Genomic DNA, 17556 nt, shown 5'->3' with positions numbered 1-17556 from the left:
AGCCGAATAATCTCCCATTAACCTTGATGGATGGTTAATTCAGGCAAATCTGTGATCGTGAATCCGGCAGACTTCCCAGCACAAGAGAAACTTCCGAGCACAAGAGAAAAGGCCCTGCGGACATCCACCGGGCCTTTGAAGGGAAAGCTATGGCATTCGCGTCAGATGATGACGTGCGAGCCCAGTTCCACCACGCGGTTGGCGGGCAGGCGGAAGTAGTCTGAAGGATCGGTCGCGGCGTTGGCAAGCGCGATGTAAAGCCGGTCCTGCCAGTGCGGCATGCCCGATTTGGCATCCGGCACGAGCTTGCGGCGACCGAGGTAGAAGGAGGTCGACATGATGTCGAATTTCAAACCGGTCTTGCGCAAGGTCGCGAGCGCCTGGGAGACGTTCTGCGATTCCATGAAGCCGAAGCGCAGCTCGACGCGCGAGAAGCGATCGGAAACCTTTTCGACCGAATAGCGGTCCTCCTGGAGGACACGCGGCTTGTTGGTGGTGCGGATCGTCAGGATCACGTTCTTGTCGTGCAGGACGTGATTGTGCTTCAGATTATGCAGCAGCGCGGCCGGTGCGGATTCCGGATCGCTGGTCAGGAAGATCGCGGTACCAGGCACGTGGGCGGGCGAATGGTCGCTCTTGCGCTCGATCGAGCTCACGAAGGATGACAGCGGGATATCGGTGTGCCGCGTCTTTTCCATCAGGATCGCCGTGCCACGGCGCCAGGTCCACATGATGACGGTGAACGCGGTTGCGATCAGCACCGGAACGTAGCCGCCATCATGAATCTTGATCAGATTGGCGCCGAGGAAGACGAATTCCAGCAACAGCAGCGGCGTCAGCACGGCAACGGCCATGGGCAGCGTCCAGTTCCAGCGAACACGAACGAATTCGAAGGCCATGATCGAGGTGACGACCATCGCACCGGTAACCGAGATACCATAGGCCGTGGCAAGGGCGTCCGAAGTCTTGAAGGCCAGGACCAGGAAGATGACGCCGAAGAACAGGACGGTGTTGACCGACGGCAGGAAGATCTGGCCGGTATTGGTCTCGGAGGTGAACAGGATTTCCATGCGCGGCAGGAAGCCGAGATGGATGGCCTGGCGCGTGAGCGAGAAGGCGCCCGTGATGACGGCCTGGCTGGCGATGATTGTCGCCATGGTGGCGAGAATGACCACCGGCAGGATCGCCCAATGCGGATACATCAGGAAGAACGGATCGGACATGGCCATGGGCTCACGCAGCACGAGAGCGCCCTGGCCGAAGTAATTCAACGTCAGCGACGGGAACACCAGTACGAACCAGGCCCACTGGATCGGACGGCGGCCGAAATGGCCGAGGTCGGCATAGAGGGCCTCCGCACCGGTGACCGTGAGGAACACCGCGCCGAGCACCACGACGCCAAGGAAACCTTCCCGCATGAGGAAGTTCACCGCATACCAGGGATTGAGCGCTGCCAGGATGCTGTAATCATCGGAAATATGCATGATGCCGACAAGGCCCATGACGATGAACCAGAGAGCCGTGATCGGGCCGAAGAAACGGGCGACGGCACCGGTGCCGTGCGACTGGATCGCAAAAAGCAGCGCCAGGATGGCAACCGATATGGGGACGATATAGTCTGACAGCTGCGGGGTGACCAGCTTCAGGCCTTCGACGGCCGAAAGAACCGAAAGCGCCGGGGTGATCATCGCATCACCGAGGAAGAGCGCGGCACCCAGCAGGCCGAGGAGCATCAGAATGGCGGTATGGCCGTTAGCCGTCTTCATCAACAGCGCCAGCAGCGACAGCGTGCCGCCTTCACCGTCATTGTCTGCGCGAAGCAGAAAAAGAACATATTTGATCGTGACGATGATCGTCAGCGTCCAGAACATCAGCGAGACGACGCTGATGACTTCGCCGCGCGTCAAACCGTCAGCGGCTACCGGCTTCAGTGCTTCGCGAAAGGCATAGAGGGGGCTCGTGCCGATATCGCCATAAACCACGCCGACCGAACCGAGGGCGAGGTATGCGAGCTTACGAGCGTTCATTTTCCCGTCGGGAGAATGATGGTTTTCGTTAGACATTCAGGATCACTAGACTCTCAGAGCCAGCCTTTCCAGCGAAAAAAGAAAAACGGAACGATGGCGGAAACCACCATCAACAACAACGATGCCGGGTAGCCGTAGGCGAAATGCAGCTCGGGCATATGCTCGAAATTCATGCCGTAAACGGACGCCACAAGCGTCGGCGGCAGGAACACCACGGAAGCGATCGAAAAGATCTTGATGATGGCATTCTGCTCGATATTGATCAGCCCGAGCGACGCATCCAGCAGGAAGGTGATGTTTCCCGCGACGAAGGATGCATGCTCCGACAGTGACTGGACATCCCGCGAGACGTTGCGACACAGTTCCCTGGCCTCGCGGTCCTGCTGCATGGTGGGGATGGTATGAAGGAAGGTCAGCAGCCGGGACAGCGAACTCAGACTGTCGCGTACCTTACTGAGCGTACGGTGATAGCCTGCGATGTCCTTGAGCTTTTCTTCCAGATAGTTCGCCGGGCGGCGGATCTTCTTTACGCGATCGCCGAACACGTGCACCGACAATATATCGATACCGGAGACGGTCTGTTCAAGCACCTCGGCTGTACGGTCGACGATGGTTTCGAGAAGTTTGGCTAGGAGCGCGACACCGGTGCGCCGCTCCTGCGGAATGCGCTGCAGCGCCGCGATGAACAACGCGAAGGATTTGGGCTGCGCATAGCGGATGGTGACAAGCCGATGTCCCGTCAGAATGAAGGCGACATCGGTCAGCATCGGCAGATTGGTATCGGCCTTCCACAACAGGGAAGCGGTCAGAAAGACCGAGCCGTTCTCGACGTAAAGCCGGCTGGAAGGCTCTATATCCTTCATGTCCTCGCGCGTCGGCACTTCGAACCCAAGCAGGCGCTCGATATTGGCCTCTTCCTCGCGCGTGGGATCGACCATGTCGATCCAGGTGGCATTGTCAGGCAATCGGTCGGCGGCCGAGAGATCGGGGAGCTGAAGCGGTTTGGAATCTGAGCAATAGGCAGTTATCAACTGCTTGCTCCCGCGGCAGCGGGAACGGCACTCAAGTCGAGGCACTTTGCGCGCACTCGCCGCGATCCCACCAATGGCCAATGAAAAAAGCTCATAAAACCCCGGTCGTATCCCGCCGGTCCGGCCGGGAATCCGTGTCCATGTTCCATTGCGCTGCTGTACCAATCCTTCGTCCGTCCTGGCGGAGGCGCCTGCTCGGACGAAATGAAACCACCATGCGGCGGAGGGCGGTCATCGGAAATGCTCGACCAGTTCCACGCCGGCGGCGCATATGCAGCAAAGCTCGCAAAGAATCAAGTCACAACCTCTTCATTGCGCGATTTCACCGCAGTTTCGATGATCTTGCGAAGTCATAGCACAGGATGCCGACAAGACAATGCGTCGCTATACAGAAAGCAGACAGGTCTCTGTAAATTATTCGAATACGATCGATGGCGCAGCGCGCTGTGGTGTGCCTTCCACTTGCCTCCAAACCTTGGCGGCAATCTCGCGATAAATATTCGCGACGATCCCATTCGGTTCGGCGGCGACGAGCGGCGTGCCGGCATCGGAGGTTTCACGAATGCCCATGGTCAGCGGTACTTCGCCGAGGAAAGGCACGCCGATGCGCTCGGCCTCCTTGCGCGCGCCGCCATGGCCGAAAATATCATAGCGGGCGCCGGTGTCCGGCGCGATGAAATAGCTCATGTTCTCGACGATGCCGAGGACCGGAACCTCGACCTTGCGGAACATGTTCAGGCCCTTGCGTGCATCGATCAAGGCGAGATCCTGTGGCGTCGAAACGATGACGGCGCCGGCAAGCGGCACTTGCTGCGCCATGGTCAGCTGCACGTCACCCGTGCCGGGCGGCATGTCCACCACCAGGACGTCGAGTTCGCCCCAGGCGACTTCGCGCAGCATCTGCAGGAGCGCGGATTGCACCATCGGCCCGCGCCAGATCATGGCGGTTTCTTCCTCCACGAGGAACCCCATCGACATGACCTTGAGGCCATAATTCTCCATGGGATTGATGATGCGGCCGTCGATCTGGGTGGGGCGCCCAGAAATCTTCAGGAGGCGCGGCATCGAAGGGCCATAGATATCGGCATCCAGAATGCCGACGCGCAGGCCGTTGGCCAGCAGGCCCAAGGCGAGATTGACCGCCGTCGTCGATTTGCCGACGCCGCCCTTGCCCGAAGCAACCGCGATGATGGCCTTCACTCCGGGCACGCCGATCTTGGCGGCGCGAGGCGGTTGTTGCTGACCATGCGGATGGGAGTGGCCATGCGGGGCAGCTTGCGCCGGTGCCGGCCGGGCGACGGGTGCACCGGCCTTCTTGTCGGCGGTCAAAGCGACCAGGGCGCCCTTCACTCCGGGCATTTCCTTGATGACGCGCTCGGCCGCGAGCCGCATCGGCTCGAGATCCTTGGCGCGCTCGGCAGGAACAGTAATGGAGAAATAGACCTTGCCGTCGGAAATGAAGACATCCGACACCATACCGAGTTCGACGATATTGTGCTCCAGGTCCGGGCCGCGAACCGTCTTCAACGTTTCCAGCACCTGTTCCTTGGTGATATCTGCCATTCCATCCTCACTGCACGATCTTCATCCGGAGCGCAGCATCTGCCCGCACTTCCTGAAATCTTTCTGGTTTAGATAGTAGAGCGGCGGGACTTCGCCAAACGAAATTCAAGGCGCTGCCGATAAAAAGCGCCTTCGTTGCGGCCGGCAGGTCCGCCGGGTCCATCTATGACCCCACCAGCCGCAACGGTCTCCCAACACGGACAGACGTTCGCCGGTCGGCATAGAGCAATCGCTTGGAAGGAATAGGGCAAGGTGGGAAAAATCGCCTCATCGGCGGCTTCGATCTTTGTGAGCGTGCCAAATAGGCAACAACCGCCGCCGACACCCTTTGCCTGGGAAGCTATGGCAACAGCATCGGCGACGGTCGTTTGATCCGCGCCCGTTTCATCGGCGCTGTTATCAAAGTCCCCTCTGGACCTCTGCCATTTAACAAGCAGGAAGCATGCCAGTTTTCGCGGAGTTAAAAAAATCGCACTATTTCAGTGGCTTGGCGAGGAACTGATGGACTTGACATGACCGATGCGCCGATGTTCCTCGTCATATTTTATTCGCAACGCACAAAATTCATTCAGGAACTGCCCGAATTGCGGTCAATAGGCCGCGTCCTGCCCGCACTTAAAACTGACGGCGGCATCTCCGCGAACGCACAAGGATTACTTGATCAGACCGACACGTAGGGCCTTGGCAACGGCCTGCGTGCGGTTGACAGTGTCGAGCTTCTTGGTAGCCCGGTTGAGGTAATGATTGACCGTATGTTCGGATAGAGACAGGATTTCGGCTATTTCCGCACTCGTCTTTCCCGCCGCCGTCCAAATCAGGCAGTCGATCTCACGATCGGTAAGGGCGTCAACGACGCGAACGTCGAGATTGCGGATCTCAGCGAGCCGATCGAAGACATGGATGGCAATGTAGGAAAGATCCTTGATCTCCTCGGATGAAAAGAGATCGCGATCACCCGCCAGGGAGACTGCACCCCGAAGACCGGAGGCATCGTGGGTCGGCAGGTAAAGGAAACGCGTCATGCGAAAACGCTCGAACAAGGTGACGACGAGCTGCGATTTGCCGGCATCGCGATCGGGGCCCGCCACCACCTCATAGACAAAGGGAAGTGTGGAGTTGCGCAAGCGCATCAATGCGGGGCTGGTCGGCAGCAGCCCTTCCTGATCGTAAATCGACAGTAGTTCAGCCGGCCAATTGTTGATCACCGAATTGCTCTGAAGTTCGAAAGAGGTAATCGGCGGTAAATTGAGTACCATGAAAGCACGGCAGCGATAGGCCTCGGTCAGCCCCTTCATGAAACGGAACACATCAAACTGAGTCTTCAGCCTGCCGATTTCCTCGATATAATCCTCGCCACGAGGGGGTGTTCCCGCCTGTACCAATGCCGCCATCATCAGTCTTCTTTAGTAAAAGAGGAAAAAAATACGGAATTTCCGTATCTTGCCCCCCAGCGATTAACGCACCGGCGCCGATATCTGGCACCCGCCGAAATATAAGTTTTCGAAATTCGTGGCAGCTTCAACGATCGTTACTATGTCGTCCGGTCATAATCTGGCCAAATCCTCGATGACTCCAGCAATCATTCACGGATAATGGCAGCTCTTACGCATATCTCAACAGTAAAATTCAAGATTAACGGGCAATTTGGCTAAAGTCCGGCATTGCCAGCATTAAAATTGATAAGACCGTAACGGCCGGGCCGAGAATTTGCGGAACTAGCGTTTCGGGCCCATGCGATTGCGCATATCCATCATGATCGAATCAGCTGCCGCCACAACGAGGGGCGCCCATGCCTGCAAGCTCTGCGGCGTGACGCGATAGGCCGGTCCGGTGACCGAGATACCGGCCAGCATATGACCATCATCCGAGCGGATCGGCGCGGCAACGCAGCATATGCCCCTTTCGTGTTCCTCGAGATCGAACGCATAGCCGCGCCGCCTGACCTCGGAAATATCCGAGAGCAGCTCTCCGGCATTGCGAAGCGTCTGCTCCGTATAGGGATGAAATCCGATACCGGCGATCCGGATTGCAAGATCGGCATCGTCGAGCGCGGAAAGCGCCGCCTTGCCGACGCCGGTACAATAGGCCGGCGAGGCATTGCCGATCTGCGAATACATGCGAATGGACTGCCGTCCCTCCACCTTGTCGAGATAGATGACCTCCGCCCCATGCAGAACGCCGAGATGCACAGTTTCGCAGGTGACGTCGTGCAGGCGTTGCAAATGCGGCTCGGCAACAGAGCGAAATTCGTTGCGCGCCCAGCTGCGCGAGGCAAGCGTCAAAAGTCTGAGACCGATGAGATATCGACCGCCGCGATCGACCTCCAGAAGCCCCTCCTCGACGAGATGCGACAATTGGCGATGCAGCGTGCCGCGCGGCTGATCTGACAGCGAAAGAATATCGGTAAAGCGCATGGGGCCATCGGCAAGCGCAACGAGATCGAGCAGCGCGACGAGTTTCCCAAGCGTTCCGGTTTCCCGGTCGCGGCGGCCATTCGCTTTCACGCCTTCTGTATTCAGATCCATGCCCTTCCATTTATCGCTGGCACTGCAGCGTTATCCTTGACACGATGGAAGGGTAATCCGATAATTCCATATAGTCAAATTTTGTTCCACTATATGGAACATGATAATCCATCTCGGAGGAGAGATCTTGGTTGAAACGCACGCGCAATTTCCCGATCTGAAGGATCGAACCGTACTCGTCACCGGCGGCGGCTCCGGCATCGGTGCGGCACTTGTAGAGGGTTTCGCCAAGCAAAGTGCGAAGGTTGCCTTCATCGACGTTGCGGAGGAACCGAGCAGGGCGCTGGCTGCCAAGCTTTCGACGGAATCCGCCCATCCTGTCATCTTCTATCATGCCGACCTGCGCGATGTCGGCGCTATCAAAAGCACGGTCGCGGCGGTCGAATCCGATCTCGGCCCAATCCGCGTCCTCGTCAACAACGCAGCCTGGGACGATCGGCACGATATCGACACAACGACCGAGGAATATTGGGACAACAACCAGGCGATCAACCTTAAACAGGTCTTCTTCGTCTCGCAGGCGGCGGTCCCCGGCATGCGGGCCGCCGGCGGCGGCGCAATCATCAATTTTTCCTCGATCGTCTTCAAGACCAGTCCGCCGCAGCTGTCTTCCTACGCCGCAGCGAAGTCCGGCATCCTCGGGCTGACCAAGAGCTTTGCCGGGCGCTTCGGCCCTGAGAACGTTCGGGTCAATGCCGTCCTGCCCGGAATGGTCGTGACCAAGCGGCAGCTCGACCTCTGGCTGACGGAAGAGGGAATGGCGGAGACGATCGATCGGCAATGCCTCAAGCGCGTGCTGAGCGCCGACGATCTGGTGGGACCGGTGCTTTTCCTGGCGTCCGACTGCTCGGGCGGCATGACCGGACAAGCCATCACCGTCGATGGCGGCATCTACTAACGAAAGACTTTGGAGCATTTCTCATGACCAAGCCCGCATATGTCGCGGTGGACTGGGGTACCAGCAGTTTCCGTCTGTGGCTGATCGGCGACGACGGAAGCATTCTGGCAGAGCGCCGGAGCGGCGAAGGCATGACCACGGCGGCCCAGGCGGGCTTTGCCAAGGTCCTGCAGGTCCACTTGGACGCAGTGTCCGCACCGGACACCATACCCGTCCTCGTCTGCGGCATGGCCGGAGCGCGCCAAGGCTGGGTGGAGGCCGGATATATCGACACGCCGGCATCGCTTGCCGCGATCCTCACCGGCGCCGTTTCCGTGCCCGGGCAATCCCGCGACATCCGCATCCTGCCGGGCCTTGCGCAGCGCAGCCGGCAGGCACCCGACGTCATGCGCGGCGAGGAAACGCAGCTGCTCGGCACGATCGCCGCCGATGTGAGGGGCGAACAGCTCGTCTGCATGCCGGGAACGCATTCGAAATGGGTGCGCGTGCTTGATGGCCAGGTGACGGGCTTCTCCACCTTCATGACCGGCGAGCTCTTCGACGTCATTACCAAGCATAGCATACTGTCGCATGCCGTTGCCGGCGCGGCGGATCAGCCTGCCGATACAAAGGCATTCGAGACGGCCCTCAGGACGGCGTTCGACAAACCTGCCCTTGCGACCAACCTGTTGTTCACCGCGCGTTCGGGCCAGCTTTTGCACGGACTGACCGCAACCGGTGCGCAGGCGCTGATATCAGGAACCCTGATCGGAGCGGAAATTGCCGGTGCGCTTGCGTCAGCCGCGCAGAACGCGGCGATTACGCTTGTCGCTTCCGGCCGCCTGCAGGCTCTCTATGAGGATGCGTTCCGCGCCCTATCTCTCACCTACAAGACCATCGACGCCGACGCCGCCGTCCGTCGCGGCCTTTCCGCCGCAGCCGAAGCGATATGGTTCAAAAAAGAAAGCAAAAGCTGATGACCACCCGCATCCCCTTCCCGCCCATGAAACGTCCGCTCATTGCCATTCTTCGCGGCATCAAGCCGGAAGAAACGGCCGATATCGTCGGTGCGTTGATCGAGACCGGTTTCGGGGCAATCGAAATTCCGCTGAATTCGCCGGAGCCTTTCCGGTCCATCGAAACCGCGGCCAAGATGGCGCCCGCCGGTTGCCTTATCGGCGCGGGCACGGTGCTGACGGTCGAGGATGTCGACCGATTGGACAGCGCCGGCGGCAAGCTGCTCGTCACGCCGAATGTCGAGCCTGTGGTCATCAGCCGTGCCCGCGACAAGGGCATGGTAACGATGCCCGGCGTATTCACCGCAACGGAGGCACTTTCCGCCGCCCGCGCCGGTGCCACCGGCCTTAAATTCTTCCCTGCCGGCGTGCTGGGTGCCTCCGGTATCACCGCCATCCGCGCGGTCCTGCCGCCGGAACTCGTCATCGCCGCGGTCGGCGGCGTTTCGGACAAGAATTTTGCCGATTACACCAAGGCAGGCATTCTGGCTTTCGGTCTCGGCACCAGCCTTTACAAGCCTGGAATGACCGCGGCAGAGGTTGCCGAACGCGCCAAGGCCACCATCTATGCCTATGATGCAGCCATAGGAGCCTGACTATGACCGATATCCATGATTTTCAGGGCAATATTCTCTGCAACACGTCCTCCGTCCTGGGGGAAGGCCCGACTTACGACCCCGACACGGACACCGTCTGGTGGTTCAATATTCTCGGCAAGGAACTGCACGAATTGCACCTGCCGACGGGCAAGAAACAGGTTCACCAGCTGCCGATGATGGCAAGCGTGCTGGCCCGCGTCGATGCGGAACGGCAGATGATCGCCACGGAACAGGGCCTCTTCCTTCGCAACATCGCGACCGGCGAGCTGAGTTTTTATGCGGCCATCGAGGCCGACAAGCCGGAGAACCGCTCCAATGACGGGCGCACGCATATTTCCGGGTCGCTCTGGATCGGCACCATGGGCAAGCGCGCGGAGATGCAGGCGGGCGCCATCTATCATGTCGCCGGCGGCAAGGTCACCAAGATCTTCGATCAGATCAGCATTCCGAACTCCATCTGCTTTTCGCCCGACGGCACGATCGGCTATTTCACCGACACGCGTGTCAGCCAGCTCATGCGTGTTCTCGTCGACCCGGAGACGGGGCTTCCGACGGGCGAGCCGATCGTCATGGTCGACAGCATGGAAGATCCGGGCGGGCTCGACGGCTCGGTCTGTGACGCCGATGGCTATATCTGGAACGCGCGCTGGGGCTCCGGTTTCGTCGATAAATACAGCCCGGACGGCCTGCGCATCGAACGTTATCGCGTTCCCGCCATGCAACCTTCCTGCCCGGCCTTTATCGGCAAGAATGCCGACCGGCTGGCAGTGACGACCGCCTGGGAAGGATTGGACGACGAAGCCCGTTCCATGCAACCCCAGGCCGGCGCGCTCCTGGAACTCGGCCCGACCGTGAAGGGCGTCTTCGACCCGAAATACAAACTGTGATTGAAATCCCTCTTCAGGCGCTCCGTACTTGAAGAGGGATTTGCTTTGACGATCGACACCCTATCAGCTTCCACTGGTTTGCAAAAAATCTGAATCCGTATCGATCTCTTTTCTAGTTCAGCCAGTCCCTCAGGTTGTTTTTTGAAACGGCAACCTATTGTTTTCATGTTCGGTTCCCTTCATTTTCAACTTGCAGCCACCGACTTCTGCAACTTTTGACGGAACCAAAACCTCAGTGAACCATTTGCCTTTATAACCGACACGATGAATGTCGGTAAACGGAGGTTCCACTCGCGCTGGTAAGCATGCGCATCCGATAAAGCATGCCCATCAGAATGAAAGGTAGGTTCACGATGACTGGGAAACTCTTCACTTCTGTCGCTGCAGGCGCAATCTTTGCCACCGCCTCGGTGCTTTCGCCGATGGCGTACGCTCAGGCGCAGCAACCGTCGAACGGCGGTACCGGCAACGCGCCGGTGACGCAATCGGCCCCTGCAACGCCGGACGCCGCAAAGCCGGATAGTTCGACGCCGGAGACCAAGGCTCAGGCGCCCGCTCCGACTGGCACTCAACAGGCCAGCGGCTACCTGACCACACAGTCGGCTGATCAGATCAGTGCCAAGACCTATATGGGCCAGTCGGTCTATAATGGTCAGAACGAAAGCATCGGTAGCATCAACGACCTGATCCTGCAGAAGCAGGGCGGTGTTGTCGCCGCGATCGTCGGCGTCGGCGGCTTCCTTGGCATCGGCCAGAAGAACGTCGCCGTACCGTTCGACAAGATCAATGCGACGCAGAATCCGCAGGACGGCACGGTCAAGCTCACGACGACCGAAACGGCCGACTCGCTGAAGGCCGCGCCGGAATTCAAGACGCTGGCAATGCAGGCTTCCGACAAGGCGGCAAGCTCGGCGGGTACGTCGACAATGCCGGCGACGGACAACACTACGACTTCGTCGACCACCAACAAATAATGCTCAAATAAAATAACGGTCAGGCGAAATGCAGAAGCGGCGGCCCTTCCCCGGCCGCCGCTTTCTTTGTTTTCCGGAACGAAAAGCCGCTGCGCACCTTTCGTGAACTTGGCTTCAAGCATACCGCGCAAAAGTGTGCAGCGGTTTTGCGACAATGACATGCCCAAGATCAAAGGCCTGAAGCGCGGGAAGTGAATCTGAAAGATCGCGTTGCGCTTCAGGCGATCTCGCGTTCGTTGCTGAGTTCCAAATAGTGGCTTTGCAGATAACGCAGGGTCGCGGCGCTGTCGGCCGGCTTGCCGAAATAATAGCCCTGCCCCATGGCACAGCCCAGCGCCTTCAGTTTCGCCGCTTCTGCATATTCCTCGATGCCTTCCGCCACCACGCGCAGTTCGAGCCCCTCACACATGGCCAGCACCGCCTTGATGATATGTTCGGACACCCGATCCGAATTCATGCGAGAGACGAAGGCGCGGTCTATCTTAACCTTGTCGAAGATGAATTCGCGCAAGCGCCCGAGGCTGGATTGACCGGTGCCGAAGTCATCGAGCGAGATGCGCGCACCCGCGGCGCGGAGATCGGCTATGATGCGTTGCGCCGTGTCGGCCGAACTCATGACCGCCGTTTCGGTGATTTCAAGCTCGAGGCGATGTGGATCGAGGCCGGCGCGCGCAAGGATGGCAAGGATGCTGCTGCTGGTCCCGGGATCCATCAATTGCGCCGAAGACAAATTGAAGGACAGGAAAAGCTCGCGCGGCCAGGAAAGCGCCGCCTCTGCCGCCTTCCGCAGAAGCGTTTCGGACAAGGCATCGATGAAGCCGCGCTCCTCGGCGAGCGGCACGAAGACAGCCGGGGAGACGAAGCCGAGGTCCCGATCGTTCCAGCGAGCGAGTGCCTCGAAGCCGACAACCATGTTGTTGGCGAGTGAAACGATTGGCTGGAAATGCACATCGATGGCATCCGAAATGATGGCATTGCGCAGCGCCTGCTCAAGCTGGGTCGCGCGCTTCATTTCCTGAGCGATTTCTCTGGAATAGACGGTGATCTGCCCGCGGCCGCGACGCTTGGAACGGTAAAGCGCAGTTTCCGCATTCTTCAGGAGGTCGTCGAATTCCTCTCCGGCGAAAGGATGGATGGCGAAGCCGAAAGAGGCGGAAAGCCTGACATTGCGATCGCCGAGATCATAGGGTGCCGAAAGCACCTCGCGGATCATCTGCCCGAACTTCTCGGCTCCGACGCGCTCGAAAACCAAGGGAAGAACAAAGGCGAATTCGTCGCCGTCATGGCGCGTCACCGTCGCTCCATCGGGAATGCAGGCCTTGAGGCGATGCGCGACCTGGCAGAGAATTTCGTCGCCGGCTTCGACCCCAAACAGGTCGTTGATCGGCTTGAAGGCATCCAGATTGACGATGCCGATGGTGAAGGGTGCCGGATCGCTGGCCCGCTCGAGCGAAATCGAGCGCGTGCGTTCGCGCATACGATGTCGATTGCCCAATCCGGTGAGCGGATCGGTATAAGCGATTGCCTGTGGCTCCTGACTGACTGGCCCTGGCAGCGTTTCAGCCGATTTCATATGCGGTCCCGACGTTTTCTCCACCCTCTAAAAAGCATGACGGCGAAGTCTTAACAAAGAATAGCGGGAGGACGGTGATTCAATGCCGGCGATAAGTTGTCGTCACCGACGATCTCCTTGTAACATCTATCTATTTTGCGCCTTGTGGAGACTGCGCATATACTTCTGGAACACCATCTCGATGATGTCGGGACTGACCGGTTTCAGGATGACATCGTCCATGCCGGCATTCCCACACTCCTTGCGGTCGCGCTCGAAGGCCTGCGTCAGCACACCGACGATCGGCGTATGGGAGCCGGCCCCATTCTCCGCATTGCGGATCAGCCTTGCGGCCTCGAAGCCATTCAGGCCGGGCAGCGAAATATCCATCAGGATCAGCTCCGGGCGATGCTCCTGCCACAACCGCACCGCCTCGTCGCCGCTTGCAGCGATCACATAGCTATATCCCAAACCTTCCAGGATCTGAGAGAAGACGATCTGATTGATGTCGTTATCTTCGGCGACGAGGATCTGTGCGCGACGATCGTCACCGGCCGTGCGACGCCATTCCGGCAAGAGCCCCGCTTCCGTAACATCCCCGGGCTCGCCGCGGATATTGCGGTTGACATGGCGAGCGATCAGAAAGGCAAGTTCCGTGGCAAGCTGCGAACCATCCAACGACAGAGCGGCAAGGTTCTGCCGTTCGGCCAGCTCGATGCCGCGCTTGCCCAGCTGGTTGTCGACGATGACCAGATCGATCTTGACGCCGTGCGCACTCGCCACGTCCAGAAACGCCGCCTCTTCGTTCTCATTATGAACGACGCAAGCCTCGAAACCGTATTTCTCGAGTGTCTTCAACGCCGCCGTTTCTGCAGCAAAGTCAGGCGTAACGACGAGAACCTTGCGGCCGCTGAAACTTTCCGGAACGAAGGTCTCCATGGCGGCAGGACGGCGCGAAATGGTCTGCAACGCGGCCATGGGGACATAGGCACGCCGATAGGAGCGGTCGCTGTTTTCCCGGATATGCGAGGCAAGCGCGAATTCGTCGAAATCGCCACCATCCTTGGGCAGATCCTGCATGGTGCAGACAAGGAAATAGCGGCCGGATTTGCCGATACGCTGCTTGCGCGTCACGATATCGCGCTCGATGCCGTCGCGGGCAATCTGGCGCTGCCGCGAGATCGACATCTCGCCGGTCTCGATCACATGCCGGTCGCTCTCGTGGAAGCGATTGGCAAGATCCGTGGAAAAGAGATCGATGCTCTTGCGACCCCGCACCTCATCGGCCGCCGTCTGGTATTTTTCGCAGAACGCCCTGTTGACCGCGACATAGACGAGGTTTTCGTCCTTGACGAATACCGGGAATGGCAGGTTATCGAGAATATCCTCGGTCAGCTGCACGCGCTCCATGTCGACGCGCCATTGCTCTTCGCGCTTCTTGACGTCGGAGACGTCGGAGATGATGCAGAAGCCGATGCCGGAAGACAGCCGCCGCTTGCTGATGCGCACCCAACGGTCATCGGTGAAATGCTCCGTCGTCTCGAAGCGTTCCCGCCAGTGCGAGGCAATGCGCTGCGATATCCAGCTATCGCGGTTGGCGGCCGTCTTGGCCTGATTTGCCAGAGGCCGCATGCCCGTGTCGAAGACGGCACCGAGAAAGTCGCGCAATCGCGTCGACGGCCGCAGGTATTCCGGTTGGATCGGGAAGAAATTCAGAACCTGGCGGCTGGCGAACAGCAGCAGATCGTTCTTGTCATAGGCAAAGAACGCGCTGGAAAGACCGTCACAGAAAGCATCGAAGAACATCGCCTGCAGATTGCCGCCAAAGGACGCATCCGCAGTCGCCTTTGCCAGGGCTGCCTTGTCAATCTCGGCAGTCATTCGTCCGATTCCTACGCTCAACCAGTTTTACAGCAGGGCAAACCGACGGGTGGCCTGCTCGATAAAGGGATGTTTGAAAAGTTGCATGCTGGCCTGTGTACTTGAAGCAGATGGCGCCTGGCTCATGAAAGTTGACGGCCACCAACCTGCCATCAAGAGCCGTCGGCACGCACGAAGCGCGCCACCTGTAGTCATTTCAAGCTTCTCTCCTACAACCTGTCATCATTCCCTTAAGCATTGATTAAATTTCTTAACAAAGCCCCAGAGGCGGAAACGGTGAAAGAAGGCGGGCCGATCGCCTTTCCTCTTTCCACGCCGCCGCGAATCCACGACAATGACGCCATGGCCATCAAGCAACTCTCCGAAACATTGATCAACCAGATCGCCGCCGGTGAAGTGATCGAACGCCCGGCAAGTGCTGCCAAGGAGCTGATCGAAAACGCTCTGGACGCTGGCGCCACGCGCATCGAGATCGCGACTGCCGGCGGCGGCAAGGCGCTGCTGCGTGTGACGGACAACGGCTCCGGCATGGAAGAGGCGGATCTGGAACTTGCTGTCCGCCGTCATTGCACCTCGAAGATATCCGAAACGCTCGACGATATCCGCACCCTCGGTTTCCGCGGCGAAGCCCTGCCTTCCATCGGTTCCGTGGCGAAGCTTTCGATCGCGAGCCGCAGGATGGGTGCAACTGGCGGCGCGGAGATCGCGGTTGCCGGCGGCAAGGTTCTGTATCTGCGCCCGGCGGCCGCCAATCCCGGCACGATCGTCGAGGTGCGCGATCTGTTCTTTGCGACGCCGGCGCGCCTGAAATTCCTGAAAACCGAGAAGGCGGAGGCGGCCGCGATCACCGAGGTCGTCAAGCGCATGGCGATTGCCTTTCCGCGCGTCCGTTTCGTGCTGTCGGGCAGCGACCGCTCGACGCTGGAATTTCCGGCGACCGGCGATGATCATCTCGCCCGCATGGCGCAGGTACTCGGCGCCGAATTCAAGGACAATGCCATCGCGCTCGACGCCGAGCGCGAGGATGTAAGCCTGACCGGATTTGCCGGCGTGCCGACCTTCAACCGCGGCAACTCCGCCCATCAATATGCCTTCGTCAACGGCCGGCCGGTGCAGGACAAGCTGATCCTTTCGGCGATCCGCGGCGCCTATGCCGAAACCATCCCCGCCGGACGCTATCCCATCGCCGTGCTTTCGCTGACGCTCGATCCGGCGCTGGTCGACGTCAACGTGCATCCGGCGAAATCCGACGTGCGCTTCCGCGATCCGGGGCTGGTGCGCGGCCTGATCGTCGGTGCCGTTCGAGAAGCTCTGGCGCGCGAGGGCGACCGCGCGGCTACGACCGGCGCGGACGGCATGCTGCGCGCCTTCACCGCCGGTCGTTCCGGCTTCCAGCCGGGTTGGCGACCCTCGCCAGCTCCGGCCCCTTGGGCGGCCGAAACGTCACCGTCCCGTCCCTACGAAAGAGCGGCGGCAACGGCAGGCTACGGATTTGCCGAAAGACCGCAGGCCGCCTTCGAGGGACTTGCCATGCCCACCGCGCGCGCCGAAGTGGCGCCCCCGGTGGAACCAATGCGAACCGAGGAGCCGGCGCGCTTTCCGCTGGGTGCCGCCCGCGCGCAGCTGCACGAGAACTATATCGTCGCCCAGACGGAGAACGGGCTTGTGATCGTCGATCAGCATGCAGCTCATGAGCGGCTGGTGTTCGAGGCCATGCGCAAGGCCTTGCATTCGAAGCGGCTGTCCTCGCAGGTGCTGCTCATTCCCGAAATCGTCGACTTGCCCGAGGAGGATTGCGACCGGCTGATGGTGTTTGCCGAGGAACTCGGCGAGCTGGGGCTCGCCATCGAACGCTTCGGGCCAGGAGCAGTCGCCGTAAGGGAAACGCCGGCCATGCTGGGCGAGGTCGACGCACAGGGCCTGGTCCGGCAGTTGGCCGATGAGATCGCCGAATGGGATACCGCCTCTGGCCTTGCCGCCAAGCTGGAATATGTGGCCGCGACCATGGCCTGCCACGGTTCGGTGCGCTCGGGCCGGCGCTTGCGACCGGAAGAAATGAATGCGCTTTTACGGCAAATGGAGGCCACGCCCGGGTCCGGGCAGTGCAATCACGGACGGCCGACCTATATCGAGCTGAAGCTTTCGGACATCGAGCGGCTCTTCGGGCGCAGCTGACGGCAGCCGTTTCGAAAGGAACTTTCCGGGGAATGCTCTGGAAAAGTCTCCCCCGCTGCATAATTTTATCGTTATGTCGAAGTCGATTTGGGGATAGAATTATGCAGCAGATTTAAAGTGCTGCAGCGACCTTTACGCGTCATATTTGACGGGCGGCGCTGTAGTGCGGTATGGCAAACAGATGACAGAGATCAAGGACGGCGTCAGATGAATCTTTTCGAAGGACATGGAAACCGCGAGGCGAAAGTTCGCTATCTCGACGGCGATTTCCAAATCCTGATGCCTGGCTCCTATGTCGTCTGCGCCATGACCGGCAAACATATCGCGCTCGATGAACTGCGCTATTGGAGCGTTGCCCGCCAGGAGCCCTATGCCGACGTCATCACCTCGCTCGAAGCCGAAAAGCGCGCCGGCGCGCTGCCCAATCAGAAGCGCTGATTTCTCGCTGA

At 59.6% G+C, this 17556-nt stretch carries 15 protein-coding genes; 8 read left to right on the top strand and 7 right to left on the bottom strand.

From position 1 onward, the window contains the following. Positions 1–161 precede the first annotated feature (161 nt). The 3 genes from FHT84_RS17260 to apbC all read right to left on the bottom strand — a co-directional run bounded on the left by FHT84_RS17260 (position 162) and on the right by apbC (position 4621). The gene (locus FHT84_RS17260; protein WP_112341113.1) at positions 162–2063 is read right to left on the bottom strand and encodes a potassium transporter Kup; all 1902 of its coding nucleotides are present in this window, start codon (positions 2061–2063) and stop codon (positions 162–164) included. Between the two features lie 17 nt (positions 2064–2080). Then, on the bottom strand, positions 2081–3058 hold the full coding sequence (locus FHT84_RS17255) for a magnesium transporter CorA family protein (protein ID WP_112341112.1): 978 nt from the start codon (positions 3056–3058) through the stop codon (positions 2081–2083). Between the two features lie 414 nt (positions 3059–3472). Beyond that, positions 3473–4621, bottom strand: a complete 1149-nt coding sequence (gene apbC / locus FHT84_RS17250) for an iron-sulfur cluster carrier protein ApbC (protein WP_112341111.1) — start codon at positions 4619–4621, stop codon at positions 3473–3475. A 512-nt stretch (positions 4622–5133) separates the two neighbouring features. On the opposite strand from apbC, the gene FHT84_RS17245 reads away from it, so the two are divergent. Then, positions 5134–5298, top strand: a complete 165-nt coding sequence (locus tag FHT84_RS17245; protein WP_162737087.1) for a hypothetical protein — start codon at positions 5134–5136, stop codon at positions 5296–5298. Here the strand turns inward: FHT84_RS17245 and FHT84_RS17240 are convergent. Together FHT84_RS17240 and FHT84_RS17235 are read right to left on the bottom strand one after the other, a co-directional pair. Beyond that, positions 5275–6012, bottom strand: a complete 738-nt coding sequence (locus FHT84_RS17240) for a LuxR family transcriptional regulator (RefSeq protein WP_183763327.1) — start codon at positions 6010–6012, stop codon at positions 5275–5277. The genes FHT84_RS17245 and FHT84_RS17240 overlap by 24 nt on opposite strands. A gap of 324 nt (positions 6013–6336) precedes the next feature. Continuing rightward, complete coding sequence (locus tag FHT84_RS17235; protein WP_112341110.1) at positions 6337–7146, bottom strand: IclR family transcriptional regulator; 810 nt, start codon at positions 7144–7146, stop codon at positions 6337–6339. Between the two features lie 127 nt (positions 7147–7273). Here FHT84_RS17235 and FHT84_RS17230 point away from each other — a divergent pair, with 127 nt between their 5' ends. The 5 genes from FHT84_RS17230 (at position 7274) to FHT84_RS17210 (ending at position 11499) form a co-directional block, all read left to right on the top strand. Then, the gene (locus tag FHT84_RS17230; protein ID WP_112341109.1) at positions 7274–8044 is read left to right on the top strand and encodes an SDR family oxidoreductase; all 771 of its coding nucleotides are present in this window, start codon (positions 7274–7276) and stop codon (positions 8042–8044) included. Positions 8045–8067: 23 nt separating this feature from the next. Continuing rightward, a complete protein-coding gene (locus FHT84_RS17225) occupies positions 8068–9000 on the top strand; it encodes a 2-dehydro-3-deoxygalactonokinase (RefSeq protein ID WP_112341108.1) in 933 nt (310 codons plus the stop codon). After that, positions 9000–9635, top strand: a complete 636-nt coding sequence (locus FHT84_RS17220; RefSeq protein WP_183763243.1) for a 2-dehydro-3-deoxy-6-phosphogalactonate aldolase — start codon at positions 9000–9002, stop codon at positions 9633–9635. The genes FHT84_RS17225 and FHT84_RS17220 overlap by 1 nt, the downstream gene beginning before the upstream one ends. 2 nt (positions 9636–9637) lie before the next feature. Then, positions 9638–10525, top strand: coding sequence for an SMP-30/gluconolactonase/LRE family protein (locus tag FHT84_RS17215; protein WP_112341106.1), 888 nt, complete (start codon positions 9638–9640; stop codon positions 10523–10525). Between the two features lie 353 nt (positions 10526–10878). Continuing rightward, a complete protein-coding gene (locus tag FHT84_RS17210; protein WP_112341105.1) occupies positions 10879–11499 on the top strand; it encodes a PRC-barrel domain-containing protein in 621 nt (206 codons plus the stop codon). 217 nt (positions 11500–11716) lie between these two features. On the opposite strand, the gene FHT84_RS17205 is transcribed toward FHT84_RS17210, so the two are convergent. Both FHT84_RS17205 and FHT84_RS17200 read right to left on the bottom strand, forming a co-directional pair. Next, positions 11717–13072, bottom strand: a complete 1356-nt coding sequence (locus tag FHT84_RS17205) for an EAL domain-containing protein (RefSeq protein ID WP_112341104.1) — start codon at positions 13070–13072, stop codon at positions 11717–11719. Between the two features lie 126 nt (positions 13073–13198). Beyond that, the gene (locus FHT84_RS17200; protein ID WP_183763240.1) at positions 13199–14932 is read right to left on the bottom strand and encodes a response regulator; all 1734 of its coding nucleotides are present in this window, start codon (positions 14930–14932) and stop codon (positions 13199–13201) included. 342 nt (positions 14933–15274) lie between these two features. Here FHT84_RS17200 and mutL point away from each other — a divergent pair, with 342 nt between their 5' ends. Both mutL and FHT84_RS17190 read left to right on the top strand, forming a co-directional pair. Continuing rightward, on the top strand, positions 15275–17107 hold the full coding sequence (gene mutL, locus FHT84_RS17195) for a DNA mismatch repair endonuclease MutL (protein ID WP_183763324.1): 1833 nt from the start codon (positions 15275–15277) through the stop codon (positions 17105–17107). 207 nt (positions 17108–17314) lie between these two features. Further along, positions 17315–17545 (top strand): DUF2093 domain-containing protein, encoded by a 231-nt coding sequence (locus FHT84_RS17190; protein ID WP_069612411.1) that lies wholly within the window; start codon positions 17315–17317, stop codon positions 17543–17545. Positions 17546–17556 lie beyond the last annotated feature (11 nt).

The organism is Rhizobium sp. BK289 (assembly GCF_014193575.1).
GTDB lineage: Bacteria > Pseudomonadota > Alphaproteobacteria > Rhizobiales > Rhizobiaceae > Rhizobium > Rhizobium tropici_C.
The sequence above is the reverse complement of the archived record's forward strand: the minus strand, read 5'-3'. Positions and strand labels throughout refer to the sequence as shown.